We start from the raw sequence: 15383 nt of genomic DNA on the forward strand, positions 1-15383 counted from the left end.
CCATGAGGCGCGCCGGTTAACTGACCGGCGCGCCTTTTCTTTTGCCCGCCTCCAGCGCATATGCTGACACGATGAGACTTGCCTATTTTGGAGATGTTGTTGGCAAACCAGGCCGCGCGGCGGTGCTGGATCATTTGCCCGAACTTCGCCGGCGCCTTGCGCTGGATTTCACGATTGTGAATGCCGAGAACGCAGCCGGTGGCTTTGGCCTGACCGAATCCATCGCGAATGATTTCTTCCAGGCTGGCGCCGACTGCCTGACGCTCGGCGATCACGCCTGGGACCAGCGCGAAGCCATGACCTTTATCGAGCGTGAACCGCGTCTGCTGAGACCGCTCAATTACCCAGAGGCCGCCAAGGCACCGGGTAAGGGTTCGCATGTCTTTGTCCTGCCGGATGGACGACGGGTTGGCGTCGTGCAGCTGCAGGGAACGGTTTTCATGAAGCAGCAATTGGAAAATGCGTTCCAGCATGCCGATGTCGCGCTGGATTCCATGCCGCTCGGCATGGCCGTGGATGCACTGATCGTCGATATGCATTGCGAAGCCACGAGCGAAAAAATGGCGATGGGGCATTATTGCGATGGCCGCGCGAGCCTGGTGGTCGGCAGCCACACTCATGTCCCCACCGCCGACCTCATGATCCTTGAAAACGGGACGGGCTATCAGACCGACGCCGGAATGTGCGGCGACTATGACAGCGTGATCGGCATGAAGAAGGACAACTCGATCCACCGCTTTGTCACACAGATGCCCGGTGAACGTTATGCGCCTGCGCTCGGCGAAGGCACCTTGTGCGGCGTCTATATCGAAACCGATGACAAGACAGGTCTCGCCAAACGGATAGAGCCGCTCCGCATCGGCGGACGATTGTCAGAGTATGTGCCGGTCGTCGACTAGGCGCTGGCCTTCGTCGGAACCTGCGTTGACGGCACCGCCACTTTTTTCGCATCGGTTGCTTCACCAATATGGGTCGCCTTACCGAACAGCCAGCCCTGAATAAGCGAGCCTGCGCATTCCCGCGCCCAGTGAAGCTCCCGTGGGGTTTCAACCCCCTCAAAAAGAAGGTGTGCACGCATCTCGTGCAGCTTCAGAATGATGGAATGCGCAAACTGGCGCGTATCTTCATGCTCCATCATCTTGCGGAACCAGCCAGCATCGACCTTGATAATATCTGGCTGCAGTTCGATGACGCGCATCAGGTCAGAGCTACCCACGCCGAAATCATCGATCGCCGTGCGGAAGCCAAGAGATTTCAGCTTGTCGACAATTGTCGAGAGCGCCTGCTTGTCGCCGCCATCTTCCTCGGTGATTTCGAAAACGACGTTGGACGGGGTCAGCCCTTTTTCGCAGACAAGGTCACGATAGAATTCAAGGCCCTTCACCATCTGGTCCGTAAAGCGGCATGAGCCCGGATTAAGGTTCACGAACAGGCTGGTATTGCCGAGGCGCCACGCCGCTGTGTTTGCCATGTGCAGCAACAGACAGGCCCAGTCGGCGACAAAGCGGTCGCGCTGAGAAAGCCTCGAAAAGAAATCCAGCGGCTCAATCGACCGGCCCTTATAAAGCGGACGGGCAAGCGCCTCGACGCCATACAACATGCCGGCATTGTTATTGATCGCGTAAATGGGCTGGAAGGCTGAACGAATTTCAAACGAGCCAAAATCGAAGGCCTGGTGTCCGCCATCGAGTTCAAAAATCCGGCTACTCAGTCGTGTAAGGTCCATCACCAACTCCGCAGTTCTTGACCTTAACCGCTAAGCCTCCTGTCTTAACATCTTCCTTGCGAAACCTGTAAGTCTGCATCGATATCTTTTAAATCTGCAATCACTCGTCTAGATCGGCGGGGCAACGCCGTTTTGGCGAAACATGAATGAGGACGACATGGCTGGACATTCCAAATGGGCCAACATCCAGCACCGCAAAGGTGCACAGGACAAGAAACGCGCTGCCCTGTTTGCGCGCCTGTCCAAGGAAATCACGATCGCTTCGAAATTGGGCGGTCCGGATCCGGATGCGAATCCACGGCTACGCCTTGCGATCAACAATGCCCGCGGCCAATCCATGCCGAAGGACAATATCAAGCGCGCCGTGGACAAGGGCCAGGGCGGCGGCAGCGAAGAATATACCGAAATCCGCTATGAGGGCTTCGGCCCGGGCGGGGTCGGGATCATTGTTGAAGCTTCGACGGACAATAAGAACCGCGCGGCCAGCGAAATCCGGTCGGCTTTCTCGAAGAATGGCGGAAACCTTGGTGAAACCGGTTCGGTTTCGTTTGGTTTCGATCAGGTCGGCGAGATCGAGTACCCAAGCGAAGCGGGCGACGAAATGGAAGTCATGGAAGCGGCCATCGAGGCCGGCGCCACCGATGTCCAGTCCGATGAAGACGGTCACTGGATCTATACAGAGCGCGAAGATCTGATGGATGTCGCCTCGTCGCTTGAAGGAAAGTTCGGCGAGGTCGAGGCCAAATCGACCAAACTCATCTGGAAGCCGCAAAACAATGTCCCGGTTGAAGGCGACCAGGCCGATACGCTCATGAAACTTCTGGATGTTCTTGATGATCTGGACGACGTCCAGAGCGTCTATGACAATTCAGAACTGTCCGAGGCCGAAGTCGAGCGCCTTTCGAGCTAGTCTAGCAACGTCAGCGTGGTTAACCCGCCACGGTGCATCGAACACCTTTTTGTGAGATATGTATCTCACACCTTCAATCCGTGGCCTTCACGGCCATATCGCCGTTAGACAATAACAAATACTCGGCTGACACCATGAAACGCTCACAGTCCACTCTCATTGCCGCGATCGCTGGAGGCGCCGCGATAGCAATCGGCTTCGTCTGGAATGCCATGGCAGAGCAGGGAACCGACGTGCCGACGGAATCGACGCGGCTTTCGACCGCGATCTTCGCAGGCGGCTGCTTCTGGTGCGTGGAGTCTGATTTTGACAAGGTCGACGGCGTGGTCTCGACGATCTCGGGCTATACTGGCGGCACGGTTGATAATCCGAGCTACAAGCAGGTCACCTATGGCGACACCGGCCACTATGAGGCGGTAAAAGTCAGCTACGATCCGCAGCGCGTCTCCTATGAGGAACTTGTCGATCACTTTTTCCATACGATTGACCCGACCGATCCGAGAGGACAGTTCTGCGACAAGGGGCCGAGCTATCGCACGGCTGTGTTCGTCCAGGACGCCGAAGAGCGCGAGACCGCAGAAGCTGAAATCGAAACCATTGAGGAATCAGGTGTCTTGCCTGGGCCTGTCGTCACAAAAGTCATTGATGCGAGCGAGTTCTGGCCCGCTGAAGACTATCACCAGGATTATTACCGCACGACGCCGGTCAGATACCGCTTCTATCGACAAGGCTGTGGCCGCGACGCCAAGTTGAAGAAAATCTGGGGCGACGCGGCGATCACGGCCGATTAGGCAGACCCTTCAACGCAATGAAGAAGCCCCGCAACCGGAATGGCTGCGGGGTTATTTTTGGTGAACGGATCAGGCGGACTTACCGCTCATCCTCATCGTCATCGACCATCTGGTCCATGCGGAAGAGGCGCGGGTCGACGTTGACGTTCGTCTGAATGTCTTCCAGAGCCACCAGCGTCGTCTGGCGATTGGCATCCAGAGCACGCCAGCTCAGCAGCTGATAGTTGGACGCGTCGAAGTAAAGCGTCACCGAACCGTCGGACTCACCGGCCTTGTCCTCGACCGTAATCGCAATATTGCCTTCGGTGCGGCGAACATCCGTGACGCGGGTCTCATTGTCGAAATCGAGCTCATCATCGAGGATGATGCCAAGTGGTGTCGAAGCAATCGGCACACGGTCCACGGTCTCCAGATCACTGTCTTCCATCGCGACGGTCGTGCCATCGGCCACAATCAGGATCGGCGTCGGCTCATCATAATCAAAGCGCATGCGGCCCGGCCGACGGAGCGCAAAGTCGCCTTGCGTCACGCTGCCATCCGGAGAGACTTGCACAAAGCGGCCCTTGGCTGTCTTTGCATCCGCCAGCGACATCGCTGCCGCCTTCAGGATGGCGCGGCGCTCCGTTGCAGACACAGCCGAGGTTTCTGCGCGTGCCGGCGCTTCAGTCTCAACAACAGCTTCGGCTTCGTCATCAAATTGTGGCTCGGCGAGGTCAGTGTCTTCCACATCCGCCTGAGCGAGGATGATCTCTGGCTCTGAACGCACAGGCGCGGGAACTGGCTCTGCTTCAGCCTTTTTGATCTGCACCGGACGTGTGGCTTTCGGGGCCGATGCTTCGGCCGTCGCTGCTGCAATCAGCTGCGTTGCCGGAGCGACCGACGGAAACATGTCGAAGTGGTCCGCCTGGAAAGCCAGCGGACTTGAGCCCATGATGAACAGGGCTGCGATGGGGTTCATAAGAAAGGTCATATCTTTCTCCCGTGTTGGACAAGAGAGATAGCAACGCACGAGCGAGAAAACAGGGCCGAAAAAAGGTATTTCCGCCCAGTTTCGTTGTCCGTCGTTCAGGCTGACCTGCAGCTAACGCCCTGAATGAACGTCTGTTATATGGAGCCTGCAAAGGCCATTCAGATCAGTCGGAAGGGTCGCCCCGCGCGAGGATTTCACGCTTACCAGCATGGTTTGGCGCTGAGATCACGCCTTCCTCCTCAAGTCTTTCAATCAGAGTCGCAGCTTTATTGTAACCAATCTTGAGCCGGCGCTGAAGGTAGGAGGTGGATGCGCGCTTGTCGCGAATGACGATGGCCATCGCCTGGGCGTAGAGATCATCTTCACCATCGCCGGTGGAAACACCGAGCATCGCATCCATGATCGCACTGCCCGTGCCGCCCTCATCAGGCTCTTCGAGGATGTCTTCATTATAGTCCGGCTCGCCCTGTTCTTTCAGCCAGCTGACGACGGTCTCGACCTCTTCATCCGAGACGAATGGGCCGTGCAGGCGCTTCGTCTTCACGCCCGCCGCCTGATAGAGAAGGTCACCCATGCCGAGAAGTTGTTCAGCGCCCTGCTCGCCGAGAATGGTTCGCGAGTCGATCTTCGTCGTGACCATGTAGGAAATACGGGTCGGGAAGTTCGCCTTGATTGTACCGGTAATCACGTCGACCGACGGGCGCTGTGTGGCGGTGATGAGGTGAATGCCAGCCGCGCGCGCCATCTGCGCGAGACGCTGGATGCAGCCTTCGATTTCCTTGCCGGCCACCATCATCAGATCAGCCATCTCGTCGATCACGACGACAATGTTCGGAATGTGATCCAGCGGAAGGACTTCAGTTTCATGGACGGGCTTGCCGCGCTCGTCATAGCCGGTCTGTACCTTGCGGGAGAGCTGATCGCCGCGTTCGCGATACTTGGCCGCCTTCTCATTGAAACCCGCCAGATTACGCACGCCCGCCTTGGACATCAGCTCATAGCGGCTTTCCATCTCCCGCACCGCCCATTGCAGCGCGTTCACGGCCTTCTTCGGATCCGTCACAACCGGGGCAAGGAGATGCGGAATGCCTTCATAAATCGAGAGTTCTAGCATTTTCGGGTCGATCATGATGAACCGGCACTGCTCAGGCGGCAGGCGATAGATCAGCGACAGGATCATTGCGTTCACGCCGACCGATTTACCCGAGCCGGTCGTGCCCGCAATCAGCAGGTGAGGCATCTTGGAGAGATCGACCACGGTCGGCGTGCCGCCGATGTCTTCTCCCAGCGCCATGGGAAGCGGCGCCTTTGAGCCGGTATAGGCCGTCGATGAGAGCAGCGAGCGGAAATACACTGTGTCGCGCTCTTCGTTTGGCAATTCGATGCCGATCGCATTTTTGCCCGGGATAACGGCCACCCGGGCCGAGACCGCGCTCATGGACCGGGCGATATCGTCTGCAAGCGAGATGACACGAGCCGATTTTACACCCGCAGCCGGTTCAAGTTCGAATAGCGTGACAACAGGGCCCGGCCGTACTTCCTTGATCCGGCCTCGCACACCGAATTCGCGCAGGACTTCTGACAAGCGGTTGGCCTGAGCCAGCAGCCCGTCCTCGTCCACAGCGGCACGGCGCGATGGCGGCTCCTGCAGCAAATCGATGGACGGAAGGATCTTGGCGCCACGGCGGGTGCGTTTGCTGCGCACGGTCGGGCGCGGCTTTTCAGGCTCACGCTCGGCCTGTTTGCTCAGTTTCGGACGCGTGAGCGCAATCGGCAGGTCATCGTCGCTTGCGTCGACAGCCTCATCATCGTCCACCAGATCATTATCCTCAGCAGCGGCCGACCGGCGCGAAACCGCTGGGGCCTCGTACCCGTCTTCCGCATCTTCGGGAAAGCCTTCATCATCGACATGCTTCTTGCGGAACAGGCCGCCAAACAGGCGTCCGCCCAAGCTGCCAGCACTTCTGGCGGCGCGGCGGCTGGAACTGGCCGCTGCCGTCTGAAGAAGACGCGCATCACCGCGACGGAAACCGAGCGCGGTAAAGGCAAAGAAGAGCGATACCGCTCCAAGGAAAAGACCAGCGAGAATATTCGGTACCGGGAGCAACAGCGCCTTGAACGGAACAATGGCGAGATCGTAAAGGCCGTCTCCAAACATGCCACCCAGCCCTGTCCAGAGCGGCCAGGACGCCGGAACCGGGAAAGACGCAAGCGCGCCGGAAAGGATAACCACAAAGGCCGTGCCATAGAGCCACCGGCGAATGCGGGGCGCCCCGATAAGCACGGTACGCATGGCCCCGCCCACCATGAGGGCGAGACCTGCCATCCAGGATGCAAAGCCGAACGTCTGCAGCGCCAGATCGGCCACGATAGCGCCAGTCCCACCGAACAGATTCTGGACCTCCAGCGCTGTCGCCGCATTGAGGCTCGGATCGGTGGATTGATAGGAGCCGACACTCCCGCAAAGGAAGACTCCAATCGCGAAGGCAGCCGTGCCCGTCAGGATGCGCCATACAGGGTCTGAGGTTTCTCGCACATTCTGTGTCTGGGCAATTGTGTTCGCCATGTCCTGTCCACCATCTGAATTGAGGATTTTCAGGTAAATTGCCGTATGGGCCTTAACACCGCGCAAACGACAGAACAGTTCTCTGCCGAAATGACATAAAAAAATCCCCGGCCAGTTGCCCGGCCGGGGAAGTCTGGGAGGAAACGCTTCCCGAGAGAAGCGAACCGGTGGAGGCGTTATCCGAATTCCGGATAGGCCTCGAGGCCAACTTCTGCCTTGTCCATGCCTGCGATCTCGTCCTCTTCGCTCGGACGTAGGCCGACGGTGAACTTGAGTGCAAACCAGACGATGGCAGAAGCGATTGATACAAAGACACCACAAGCGATGACGCCGATCAGCTGTCCCATATAGCTGACACCGATAGCGCCTTCGGCATCTGCAGCCGGAACCATAAGGACGTTGCCGTACGAAGCAGCAACAACCATGGTGCCCCAGATACCGCAGACGAGGTGAGCCGGGATGGCACCGACAACGTCGTCGATTTTCAGCTTGTCGAGCAGTGGAACCGTCAGGACGACCAGAATACCACCGACAGCACCGATGAGCGTTGATGCGCCCATGCTTGGTGCGAGCGGCTCAGCCGTGATGGAGACCAGACCACCGATCGCGCCGTTGAAGGCCATGGTTGCGTCGACTTTGCCCTTGTAAAGAAGAGCGGTGAGAATCATCGCGGCTACCACACCACCGCAAGCGGCCATGTTGGTGTTGGCGAAGATCGTCGCGACGGCGTTGATATTGTCGAAAGAACCGGCAGCAAGCTGCGATGCACCGTTAAAGCCGAACCAGCCGAACCAGAGAATGAACGTACCAAGCGCGGCGAGCGGAATGTTCGAGCCCGGCATCGGGTGAACTTCGCCGTTTACGAACTTGCCGATACGCGGTCCGATGATGATGGCACCAACGAGCGCTGCCCAGCCACCGGTCGAGTGAACCAGCGTGGAACCAGCAAAGTCAGAGAAGCCAAACTGGCTGTCGAGCGCACCACCGCCCCATTCCCAGGATGCGACGATCGGATAGATGAACGCCGTCAGGAACGCGGTGAAGATCAGGAACGGCCAGAGCTTGACGCGTTCTGCGACCGTGCCGGAAACGATGGATGCAGCCGTTGCAACGAAGACCATCTGGAAGAACCAGTCGGACGATGCAGCATAACCTGTCGCAAGATCTTCTTCAGGCGACCAGAAGAAGCTTGGAATGCCGACCCAGCCACCGATGGATTCCGCTGGATAGGCCATATTGTAGCCCACGAGCCAGACCATGATGCCCGCAATGGAAAAGAGCGCCACGTTCTTCATGGACTGCATGGCTGCGTTTTTCTTCCGCACGAGGCCAGCCTCGAGCATACAAAAGCCCGCGGCCATGAACATGACGATCAGGCCGCCAATGAGGAACAGATAACTATTATCGACATAGGCGCTAACTTCAGACGCCTCCTGCGCAACCGCACTACCTGCGGCCGCAATGGCGACTGACAGCAATGCTGCCCCCCTCGTCGCCGTTTTTACGAGATACTTCATGCCCTTCTCCCAGTTGGTTGGTATGACCGGGTCAGATTGGAATAGCTGCCTGCACATCGACCAGAGGCAACCATCCACCCACCTTGCGAGCTGTTAATTGTGATCAAAATTCGAGCACGCTGCGACCCAAACGCCCGTTTCGGCGTCAGCTATGGACCTTTTTTGCCTCTCGATTAAGCATGTCCAAGATGACGCCACAGCAGACTGAGATCGTGATCGTCGGCGCCGGCCCGACAGGTGCCTCACTGGCCATCGCGCTGGCTGAGGCCGGTTTTGACACGCTTCTGATAGATGCGAGAGACGACGCCGCAAAAGCCCGCCTCGATACGCGAAATTACGCTATCGTTACCGGCAGCTGGCGGCTGCTAACAGCAATAGGCGTTGCAGATAAGCTGAATGGTGAGACGCAACCGCTAAACGGCCTGGAGGCCGTCGATGGCGGCACGCACTGGTTCGGCGTTCCGGGCGTTCTGTTTGAAGACGACGATCTGGCTGATCGCGCAGACGGCGAGGCCCTCGGCCAGATGGTCGAGGCGACAAAGCTGCAGGCTGCGCTCGATGCGATGATCGATGATGCCGAAAACCTGACCGTCATCGCGCCCGCCCTGTTCGAAGATTACGAGACTGCCCCGGGGGGCGTGACCGTGCGCCTCGCCGATGGCCGCCACATCAAGGCCAAGCTGTTGATCGGTGCGGACGGGATTAAATCACCCGTTCGCACGGCCGCCGGAATAGAAACCGAAGGCCGCGACTACGGAAAATCGGTGTTCGCCGCGAATGTAAATCTGTCGCGTCCACATGACGGGATCGCACGACAGCTGTTCACGCCTGAAGGCCCATTTGCAACGCTGCCCATGCTCGGCGATCGCGCCAATCTGGCCTGGTATATGAAACGGGGCGCCGCAGAGGCGCTGGCGGCGTGCACACCTGAAGAGGTAGAGGCCGAGCTTAACCATAAATTTGCGGCCTTTTCTGGCGAGATGACAATTGACGGGCCGATGGGCTCCTACCCGCTTGTCCTTCAGCTCGCCGACAGGATGTACGAAGAACGCGTCGCCCTTGTTGGCGATGCCGTGCGCCGCATCAACCCATTGGCCGGCCAGGGACTAAACCAGGGTTTTCGCGATGTTGCCGCCCTCTATGATGCCATCGTGGAAGCTGATCGCGCCGGCCTCGATGTCGGCTCCCAACAGGTTCTGGCCGGCTATCAGGTCTCTCGCAGATTTGAAGCCAACTCGGCCGCGCTCGCCATGGACGCCGTCGACCGGCTATTTTCGAATGATCATGTCGTGACCAAACCTGTCCGCAGTGTGGGGCTGATGCTTGCTGACAAGATCGCGCCCATCCGCGAACGGTTGGCGGGGCTTGCCAGTTCTGCTACCGACAATCTTCCAAGCTTGATGAGACGGCGCTGATCAGGCGAAAATAAAGACGGCGGCCAACAAGAGCAAGGGCAGAATCGATAGCCCGAACGTATTGCGAGCAAAGACAAATTTTTCGATCCAGGCATCTAACCTGGCGTCTCCGCTGGAGCGGGTTTTGGTCACCATTTCGACATTCTCGCCTTTGATGACGGTGTCATCGCTCTCGATATAGCTGGTAATCGCTCCGGCGGTTATCAGACACCCGAAATAGAAGACAGCGCTCCAAGCGATGGCACCGAAAGCCAAAGCCATAACGGCCCACCCCAGCTCAAATTTGCTGAATAGTCCCAATTTCCAAAGCGACACGAGCAGAACAACAAGTCCCACAATGACGGCGAGCCACATTGTGCGGCGCAGCTTTCGAAAATCGATGCCGTGTTCGCGCCCTGCCATGTCTCATCCCCTCCCTGCGTGCGCCTAGCCTGTTTCGCCGAGCTCCCTCAAATACTTCCATGTATAGAGACCGCTGGAATGGCCATCTGTGAAGTGAATCCGCACGGCGTACCGGCCTACCGGATCGGCCTTTGACACAGAAATGTCAGATGGCACCGGCGGCTGCGGAGGTTTGGGACCAGAGCCATGACCCTGCACTTCCGCCGAAGGGCTTTCTTCACGCAGGCGCTTATAGGGAATGACGAAGGTGGCTTCGTCCTCAAAGGTAACGCTCAACTGTTGCGCAGTTTTCTGGAAACGCAGCTCGGTTGGCCAGGGCATAACAGTCATCAGCGCCTAATCCTCGTCGAGCGAACGTGCCTCGCTCTCCAGCATGATCGGCAAGCCATCCCGGATCGGATAGGCGAGCCGCGCTTTCTGGGAAATGAGTTCCTGCGCATCCTTGTCATAGGTCAGGGGTTGCCGCGTCACGGGGCAGATTAACAGCTCCAGCAGACGGGGGTCTGTTTTGTGAGGGCTGTCCTCAGAGGGGGCATGGTCTTCGGTCATTGCAATGTCGATGAATCGTCGCCCGGCACATCCATGTCAAGCAGGGCAATAAGCGCCTCGCACCGGGCAGCAACCGTTGGCGCCTCCAACAAGGCCTGCTTTTCCATTGGGGCGAAGGGACAACCGGCCGAGAGAGCATTGACCAGAGTCTCCAGCGGCGCTGTGTCGACGGCTTCCCAGTCGACTTCCATTTCATTCGTGGAGACATATTTGCGCAGCGCGCCCGCAAGGCGATCTCGCTCCGGCAGGCAGCTCAAATCCGGCGGCGTCAGGTCTGCCTCAAATGTCGTCCAATCCGGCTTCACCTGGCGATAGGGTGTCGTGACGTTCAGCTCTTCGGCCAGACCAAAGCGGCAGACTCCCGTCAGATTGATCAGGTAGCGACCATCCTCTGTTTCCGAATAGGACGTCACACGGCCCGCACAGCCGACATCCGCGAGTATGGGTGCCTGCTTGTCACCGCCGACCGGCTGGATCATGCCGATCAGTCGGTTCCCCGACATCACATCATCGATCATGTTGAGATAGCGCGGTTCGAAGATGTTGAGCGGCAGCGACCATCGCGGGAATAGCAATGCCCCGGTTAACGGGAACACAGCGAGCGTCTCCGAGAGGTCGGATATTTTCCTGTATCCTAGACGCGTCATGCTGGTCTGGCCTCCAATAGAGCCTAACCCCTTACATGGCTTGTTGTTTCACAATTGCGAGCCGCTAAGCAAACATTAGTGAGGACAGGCGTCGGCGCCCTTCGATCGTGGCCGGGTCTTTCGGGCCCGCTGCTTCAAACAGTTCAAGCAGCTTGGCTTTTGCCTTGCCATCTTCCCAATCAAGGTCAGTTGCCAGAATTTTGAGAAGGTGGTCGACGGCTTCCTTGTTCCTGCCGCGCGCCATCAAGGCTTCAGCAAGTTCAAAACGGAGTTCGTGGTTCCCGCGATCTGCGGTTACCTTGTCGATCAACTCGTCCAGTTCGTCGGCCGGCGGGGCGTCTGCCATCAGATCAATTGCCGTCCGCACACCCTTGATCGCAGGATCGCTCTGCTTGTCGGGCCCAGCCATATCCAGAATTTGGGCAGCCTGTTCGGTATCGCCATTGGCGAGATAACAACGCGCAAGACCTGCTATGGCGGCGATGTTTTCCGGCTCTGCCTGGGCGACCGCACCATAGATCTGAGCGGCCTGGGCTGCATCACCGGCCTGCAGAAGTTCATCGGCTTTCTCGATGGCTTCCTTGATCTGCTGGCCCTGATCCGTCCCGCCGAGTATTTTCGAGATGAATTCGCGAAGCTGGCTTTCTGGCAGCGCGCCCTGAAACGCATCAACGGGACGGCCCTTGTCGAAAGCGAAGACGGCAGGGATTGAGCGCACGCCAAGCTGGCCTGCAATGCCGGGGTTCTCATCAATGTTGACCTTGACCAGCTTCACCTTGCCTTGCTGGTCGTTGACGACTTTCTCCAGAACCGGCGTCAGCGATTTGCAGGGGCCGCACCAGGGCGCCCAGAAGTCAACCAGGACCGGGGCGTCCTTCGACGCCTCGACAACATCGGCCATGAACGTCTGGTCCGTTGCGTCCTTGATATTGCCGCCGGGGCCGCCGGCAGGTCCGAGCGAAATATCTACCATGTTTCGCGCCTTTCTCTTTATCGCACGAGATGTGGGAAATCTGTCGCGGAAAGGCAATACGTAGACGAACGTGCTATGCAGCCCAAGCCAAATAGATGCGGGAGGGGCAGATGGCGCAAAAACTCTCAGGTTTTGACTTGATCAAGTTCCTGTTCGCCGTCGGGGGCGGAGCGGCTGGCGGCCTGCTGTTGATTTTCGGTCCGGCGGATATGCGCGAAGAGATACCTTTCCATGTGGAGCTCGGCCTCGGCGTGCTGGCATTTGCCGCGCTCATGGTCGCCGCTCTATTCAGTGTACGCGCCAAGGCATTGCTCATCACGCTCATCTCCAGCCTGGTCGCTGCAGGTGTTCTCTTCGTTGTCGCTTTTGCGGATGACTGGCCGCTCTGGCAACGCGTGGTGGTTGGTATTCTCGGCGCTGGAAGTGCGCTTTTTGCCGTGTTCAGCCTGATCAGTTTCTTTCGCGGCGAGGACCCTGCCTAGCTCTCGGGCTGGAGCAAGGCTGCAAAGTCCACCTCGGTCAGGTCATGCCCCGTCGCTTCGACGAATTTGCGGAAGTCCTGGCGGGAGATCGCTGTCGTGCCCGTGTTGACCAGTGGATGGAAGTTCACAGTCTCGAAGGCCATGAGCGCGGCGTCCACAATGAAACGAACCTTGCCATCCTTGTCATTCATCAACGCAAAGGCCGTAACCGAGCCTGGAGTCACACCCAGCAGCTCCTCCATGAGCTCACCGCTGGCGAACGAGAGCCGCCGCGTTCCGATGAGCTTGTGCAGCTGGTTCAGTTTCAGCTCGCTGTCGGCATGGGCGGAGATGAGAACAATCGCGCCGTCCTTGTCCTTCATGAAGAGGTTCTTTGTATGCCCGCCAGGCATGGTGGCCTTCAGATCCCGGCCTTCTTCGACCGTGAATGTCGCCTCATGCCAGCGCGTCGAGTGCGCGATGCCATGCTTGTCGAGAAACGCGAACAGATCGTCAGGGCTTGCAGTCATGGCTCCCTTTCAGGCAATCAGGCAGGGACCGTCAAGCAGGGACACCGCACATGCAGCTTGAATGCTACAAGATTTACGATGTCGCCCCGGAAATCGTACCGGGCCGTTCGCAGCGCAAATGGATGGATGATTTCGAGGATCGCCACCCCTATCGCTGTCTGCCGCTCACCATGGCGAACTCGACCGGTTGGGAAATCCTTTGCCCGATCGACCTCAAGATCGTCTGGGATGGCGGTCCACTCGAACGCAACATCCAGTTCTTCACGACCGGCGACCCCCGTAGCATCGACTCCTTTGCCGACAGCCATTTCCGGCGGGGCATTGTCACGATGCATACAGGACATCTCTTCCGCACCCCGCCCGGATGGGGCCTTTGGGCCACCGGCGCGCCGAATTTCTTCAAGGATGGTATAGCCCCGCTAACCGGCCTTGTTGAGACAGACTGGCTGCCCTTCCCGTTCACGATGAACTGGCAGATGACGCGGCCCGGCGAAGTCATCTTTCGCAAGGGCGAGCCCTTCTGCTTCATCACACCGTTCGAGCACGGCAAGACCGAAGAGATCCAGCCAGAGCGCAAGCTGCTCAAGAGCAATCCGGAACTGGAGAAGGATTACCATGCTTGGGCCAATAGCCGCGGAAGCTTCAATGAAAAGCTGAAGGCGCTCGATTCAGACGCGGTAAAAGCCGGCTGGCAACGTCATTATATGCGCGGCCAGAAGGTCACGGGCGACAAGGCGGACGCTCACCAGACCAAGCGCCGCCTCAAGCCACCAAAGGACATCTGAGAGCGGTTACACATCGATGGTGTGAATCCCTCTTGCAAGGGCCGCTGATTTGCGCTTAAAGCCCGTCTCTTGCTGATTGGCGGTGCCGGTCAGTTACCCCCTATCGGATGCGGGCGTAGCTCAGGGGTAGAGCACAACCTTGCCAAGGTTGGGGTCGTGAGTTCGAATCTCATCGCCCGCTCCAAATATCTCCTCCCTCTACTGCGAATCTGGCCGCCCGGCGGTCTGGTAGTTTTGCGCCTTTCTAATGAGCCTCGGCTGACTAGAGTGGGCCTGAAGGAGATTTTTCAGATGCACAATGCTGTCAGCAGGCTGATCGCGGCGACCCTTGTTGTGATCCTCGCCGCCGGCTTCCAGCCTGCCTTTGCAGAGACTGATACCACTGCCGACAATGCGGATACCAAAGCGACCCGCATTACCTTTCTCCTCTATCCAGGCACGACGGTTCTCGACTGGATCGGCCCTTACGAGGCGCTTCACTGGGTGGACGGTGTCGAAATCATACTGGCCGCCAAAACGACCGACATCATGAAAAGTGACAGCGGCATCGTCGAATATAAAGCCAATGTCACGCTGGACGAGGTGGACCGGACCGATGTGCTGATTGTCCCCGGCGGCGCGAAGCAGATGATGGAGGCCGCCAACGATCCGGAGATCGCAGACTGGATTCGCCGTATGGATGAAACCTCCACCCATACGGTCGGCATATGCACCGGGTCTCTCATGCTCGCCCATATTGGCCTTCTCGAAGACCGCCGCGCCACGACCTACTGGAAATTCACGCCGATGCTGGCTGGTGGCGGCGCAATCTATGAAGAGGCGCGCTGGGTACAGGATGGCAAGTACTGGACATCGGCCGGTGTATCGGCCGGCATTGATCTGACGCTGGCTCTCATCGCCGACCTCTATGGCGCCGAAACCGCCATGAAGGCGCAACTCGCCATAGAGTACGATCCCGATCCGCCCTTCAATTCTGGATCACTGCAAGCGGCGCCTCAGACAGTCATCGATGCACTCGGCGGTATCGCAACGCCCCCACAAAGCCCAAACTAGGCGCGGCGGCACTGTCACTTACGCAAGTTTTGTCAGTCCTGCATGAACCAGAAGAGCGCCATATTGCGCTATTCCCTACGAAGGCACA

General features: G+C 58.3%; 17 protein-coding genes and 1 tRNA gene. 8 read left to right on the top strand and 10 right to left on the bottom strand.

All coding sequences use genetic code 11. The annotated features are described in order from the left end of the window. Positions 1 to 71 precede the first annotated feature (71 nt). Positions 72 to 899 (top strand): TIGR00282 family metallophosphoesterase, encoded by an 828-nt coding sequence (locus WNY37_RS01525; protein WP_342971688.1) that lies wholly within the window; start codon positions 72 to 74, stop codon positions 897 to 899. On the opposite strand, the gene WNY37_RS01530 is transcribed toward WNY37_RS01525, so the two are convergent. Further along, entirely contained in the window at positions 896 to 1726 is an 831-nt protein-coding gene (locus WNY37_RS01530) for an EAL domain-containing protein (protein ID WP_342971689.1), read from the bottom strand. The two genes, WNY37_RS01525 and WNY37_RS01530, sit on opposite strands and share 4 nt — an antisense overlap. A 157-nt stretch (positions 1727 to 1883) precedes the next feature. On the opposite strand from WNY37_RS01530, the gene WNY37_RS01535 reads away from it, so the two are divergent. Continuing rightward, entirely contained in the window at positions 1884 to 2636 is a 753-nt protein-coding gene (locus WNY37_RS01535; RefSeq protein WP_342971690.1) for a YebC/PmpR family DNA-binding transcriptional regulator, read from the top strand. Between the two features lie 134 nt (positions 2637 to 2770). After that, positions 2771 to 3427, top strand: coding sequence for a peptide-methionine (S)-S-oxide reductase MsrA (gene msrA, locus WNY37_RS01540; RefSeq protein ID WP_342971691.1), 657 nt, complete (start codon positions 2771 to 2773; stop codon positions 3425 to 3427). Positions 3428 to 3506: 79 nt separating this feature from the next. Here the strand turns inward: msrA and WNY37_RS01545 are convergent, their stop codons facing one another. From WNY37_RS01545 to amt, 3 genes are all read right to left on the bottom strand, one after another. After that, on the bottom strand, positions 3507 to 4397 hold the full coding sequence (locus tag WNY37_RS01545; protein WP_342971692.1) for an outer membrane lipoprotein carrier protein LolA: 891 nt from the start codon (positions 4395 to 4397) through the stop codon (positions 3507 to 3509). Positions 4398 to 4560: 163 nt separating this feature from the next. Continuing rightward, complete coding sequence (locus WNY37_RS01550; protein ID WP_342971693.1) at positions 4561 to 6963, bottom strand: DNA translocase FtsK 4TM domain-containing protein; 2403 nt, start codon at positions 6961 to 6963, stop codon at positions 4561 to 4563. A 176-nt stretch (positions 6964 to 7139) separates the two neighbouring features. Beyond that, positions 7140 to 8480 carry an ammonium transporter gene (gene amt / locus WNY37_RS01555; RefSeq protein ID WP_342971694.1) on the bottom strand — a complete coding sequence of 447 codons (1341 nt, stop codon included), beginning with the start codon at positions 8478 to 8480 and terminating at the stop codon, positions 7140 to 7142. A gap of 188 nt (positions 8481 to 8668) precedes the next feature. Here amt and WNY37_RS01560 point away from each other — a divergent pair, with 188 nt between their 5' ends. Then, positions 8669 to 9895: an FAD-dependent oxidoreductase gene (locus WNY37_RS01560; protein WP_342971695.1), complete on the top strand. Its 1227-nt coding sequence runs from the start codon at positions 8669 to 8671 to the stop codon at positions 9893 to 9895. Here the strand turns inward: WNY37_RS01560 and WNY37_RS01565 are convergent, their stop codons facing one another. From WNY37_RS01565 to trxA, 5 genes are all read right to left on the bottom strand, one after another. Then, positions 9896 to 10297, bottom strand: a complete 402-nt coding sequence (locus WNY37_RS01565; RefSeq protein WP_342971696.1) for a hypothetical protein — start codon at positions 10295 to 10297, stop codon at positions 9896 to 9898. A 24-nt stretch (positions 10298 to 10321) separates the two neighbouring features. After that, positions 10322 to 10627, bottom strand: a complete 306-nt coding sequence (locus WNY37_RS01570) for a gamma-butyrobetaine hydroxylase-like domain-containing protein (RefSeq protein ID WP_342971697.1) — start codon at positions 10625 to 10627, stop codon at positions 10322 to 10324. Positions 10628 to 10633: 6 nt separating this feature from the next. Continuing rightward, entirely contained in the window at positions 10634 to 10846 is a 213-nt protein-coding gene (locus WNY37_RS01575; protein WP_342971698.1) for a Trm112 family protein, read from the bottom strand. Continuing rightward, positions 10843 to 11493: an LON peptidase substrate-binding domain-containing protein gene (locus tag WNY37_RS01580; RefSeq protein ID WP_342971699.1), complete on the bottom strand. Its 651-nt coding sequence runs from the start codon at positions 11491 to 11493 to the stop codon at positions 10843 to 10845. Before WNY37_RS01580 ends, WNY37_RS01575 begins: the two co-directional genes overlap by 4 nt. A gap of 64 nt (positions 11494 to 11557) precedes the next feature. Continuing rightward, entirely contained in the window at positions 11558 to 12466 is a 909-nt protein-coding gene (trxA, locus tag WNY37_RS01585) for a thioredoxin (RefSeq protein WP_342971700.1), read from the bottom strand. Positions 12467 to 12576: 110 nt separating this feature from the next. Between trxA and WNY37_RS01590 the strand changes: the two genes are divergently transcribed. Then, positions 12577 to 12948, top strand: coding sequence for a hypothetical protein (locus tag WNY37_RS01590; protein ID WP_342971701.1), 372 nt, complete (start codon positions 12577 to 12579; stop codon positions 12946 to 12948). Here the strand turns inward: WNY37_RS01590 and WNY37_RS01595 are convergent. Further along, positions 12945 to 13457 carry a prolyl-tRNA synthetase associated domain-containing protein gene (locus WNY37_RS01595; RefSeq protein ID WP_342971702.1) on the bottom strand — a complete coding sequence of 171 codons (513 nt, stop codon included), beginning with the start codon at positions 13455 to 13457 and terminating at the stop codon, positions 12945 to 12947. The genes WNY37_RS01590 and WNY37_RS01595 overlap by 4 nt on opposite strands. A gap of 50 nt (positions 13458 to 13507) precedes the next feature. On the opposite strand from WNY37_RS01595, the gene WNY37_RS01600 reads away from it, so the two are divergent. From WNY37_RS01600 to WNY37_RS01610, 3 genes are all read left to right on the top strand, one after another. After that, complete coding sequence (locus WNY37_RS01600; RefSeq protein ID WP_342971703.1) at positions 13508 to 14242, top strand: DUF6065 family protein; 735 nt, start codon at positions 13508 to 13510, stop codon at positions 14240 to 14242. A gap of 109 nt (positions 14243 to 14351) precedes the next feature. Beyond that, positions 14352 to 14426 (top strand) — tRNA-Gly (locus WNY37_RS01605). A gap of 107 nt (positions 14427 to 14533) precedes the next feature. Beyond that, on the top strand, positions 14534 to 15295 hold the full coding sequence (locus WNY37_RS01610; protein ID WP_342971704.1) for a DJ-1/PfpI family protein: 762 nt from the start codon (positions 14534 to 14536) through the stop codon (positions 15293 to 15295). Positions 15296 to 15383: the final 88 nt, after the last annotated feature.

It is taken from the genome of Henriciella sp. AS95 (assembly GCF_038900055.1).
Classification (GTDB): domain Bacteria; phylum Pseudomonadota; class Alphaproteobacteria; order Caulobacterales; family Hyphomonadaceae; genus Henriciella.

Coding starts and splice junctions, on each gene's coding strand:
- WNY37_RS01610 (WP_342971704.1), top strand. CDS start 14,534: ATGCACAATGCTGTCAGCAGGCTGATCGCGGCGACCCTTGTTGTGATC.
- WNY37_RS01570 (WP_342971697.1), bottom strand. CDS start 10,627: ATGACTGTTATGCCCTGGCCAACCGAGCTGCGTTTCCAGAAAACTGCG.
- WNY37_RS01575 (WP_342971698.1), bottom strand. CDS start 10,846: ATGACCGAAGACCATGCCCCCTCTGAGGACAGCCCTCACAAAACAGAC.
- trxA (WP_342971700.1), bottom strand. CDS start 12,466: ATGGTAGATATTTCGCTCGGACCTGCCGGCGGCCCCGGCGGCAATATC.
- WNY37_RS01580 (WP_342971699.1), bottom strand. CDS start 11,493: ATGACGCGTCTAGGATACAGGAAAATATCCGACCTCTCGGAGACGCTC.
- WNY37_RS01590 (WP_342971701.1), top strand. CDS start 12,577: ATGGCGCAAAAACTCTCAGGTTTTGACTTGATCAAGTTCCTGTTCGCC.
- WNY37_RS01565 (WP_342971696.1), bottom strand. CDS start 10,297: ATGGCAGGGCGCGAACACGGCATCGATTTTCGAAAGCTGCGCCGCACA.
- WNY37_RS01545 (WP_342971692.1), bottom strand. CDS start 4,397: ATGACCTTTCTTATGAACCCCATCGCAGCCCTGTTCATCATGGGCTCA.
- WNY37_RS01535 (WP_342971690.1), top strand. CDS start 1,884: ATGGCTGGACATTCCAAATGGGCCAACATCCAGCACCGCAAAGGTGCA.
- WNY37_RS01550 (WP_342971693.1), bottom strand. CDS start 6,963: ATGGCGAACACAATTGCCCAGACACAGAATGTGCGAGAAACCTCAGAC.
- amt (WP_342971694.1), bottom strand. CDS start 8,480: ATGAAGTATCTCGTAAAAACGGCGACGAGGGGGGCAGCATTGCTGTCA.
- WNY37_RS01595 (WP_342971702.1), bottom strand. CDS start 13,457: ATGACTGCAAGCCCTGACGATCTGTTCGCGTTTCTCGACAAGCATGGC.
- WNY37_RS01600 (WP_342971703.1), top strand. CDS start 13,508: ATGCAGCTTGAATGCTACAAGATTTACGATGTCGCCCCGGAAATCGTA.
- WNY37_RS01560 (WP_342971695.1), top strand. CDS start 8,669: ATGACGCCACAGCAGACTGAGATCGTGATCGTCGGCGCCGGCCCGACA.
- WNY37_RS01530 (WP_342971689.1), bottom strand. CDS start 1,726: ATGGACCTTACACGACTGAGTAGCCGGATTTTTGAACTCGATGGCGGA.
- msrA (WP_342971691.1), top strand. CDS start 2,771: ATGAAACGCTCACAGTCCACTCTCATTGCCGCGATCGCTGGAGGCGCC.
- WNY37_RS01525 (WP_342971688.1), top strand. CDS start 72: ATGAGACTTGCCTATTTTGGAGATGTTGTTGGCAAACCAGGCCGCGCG.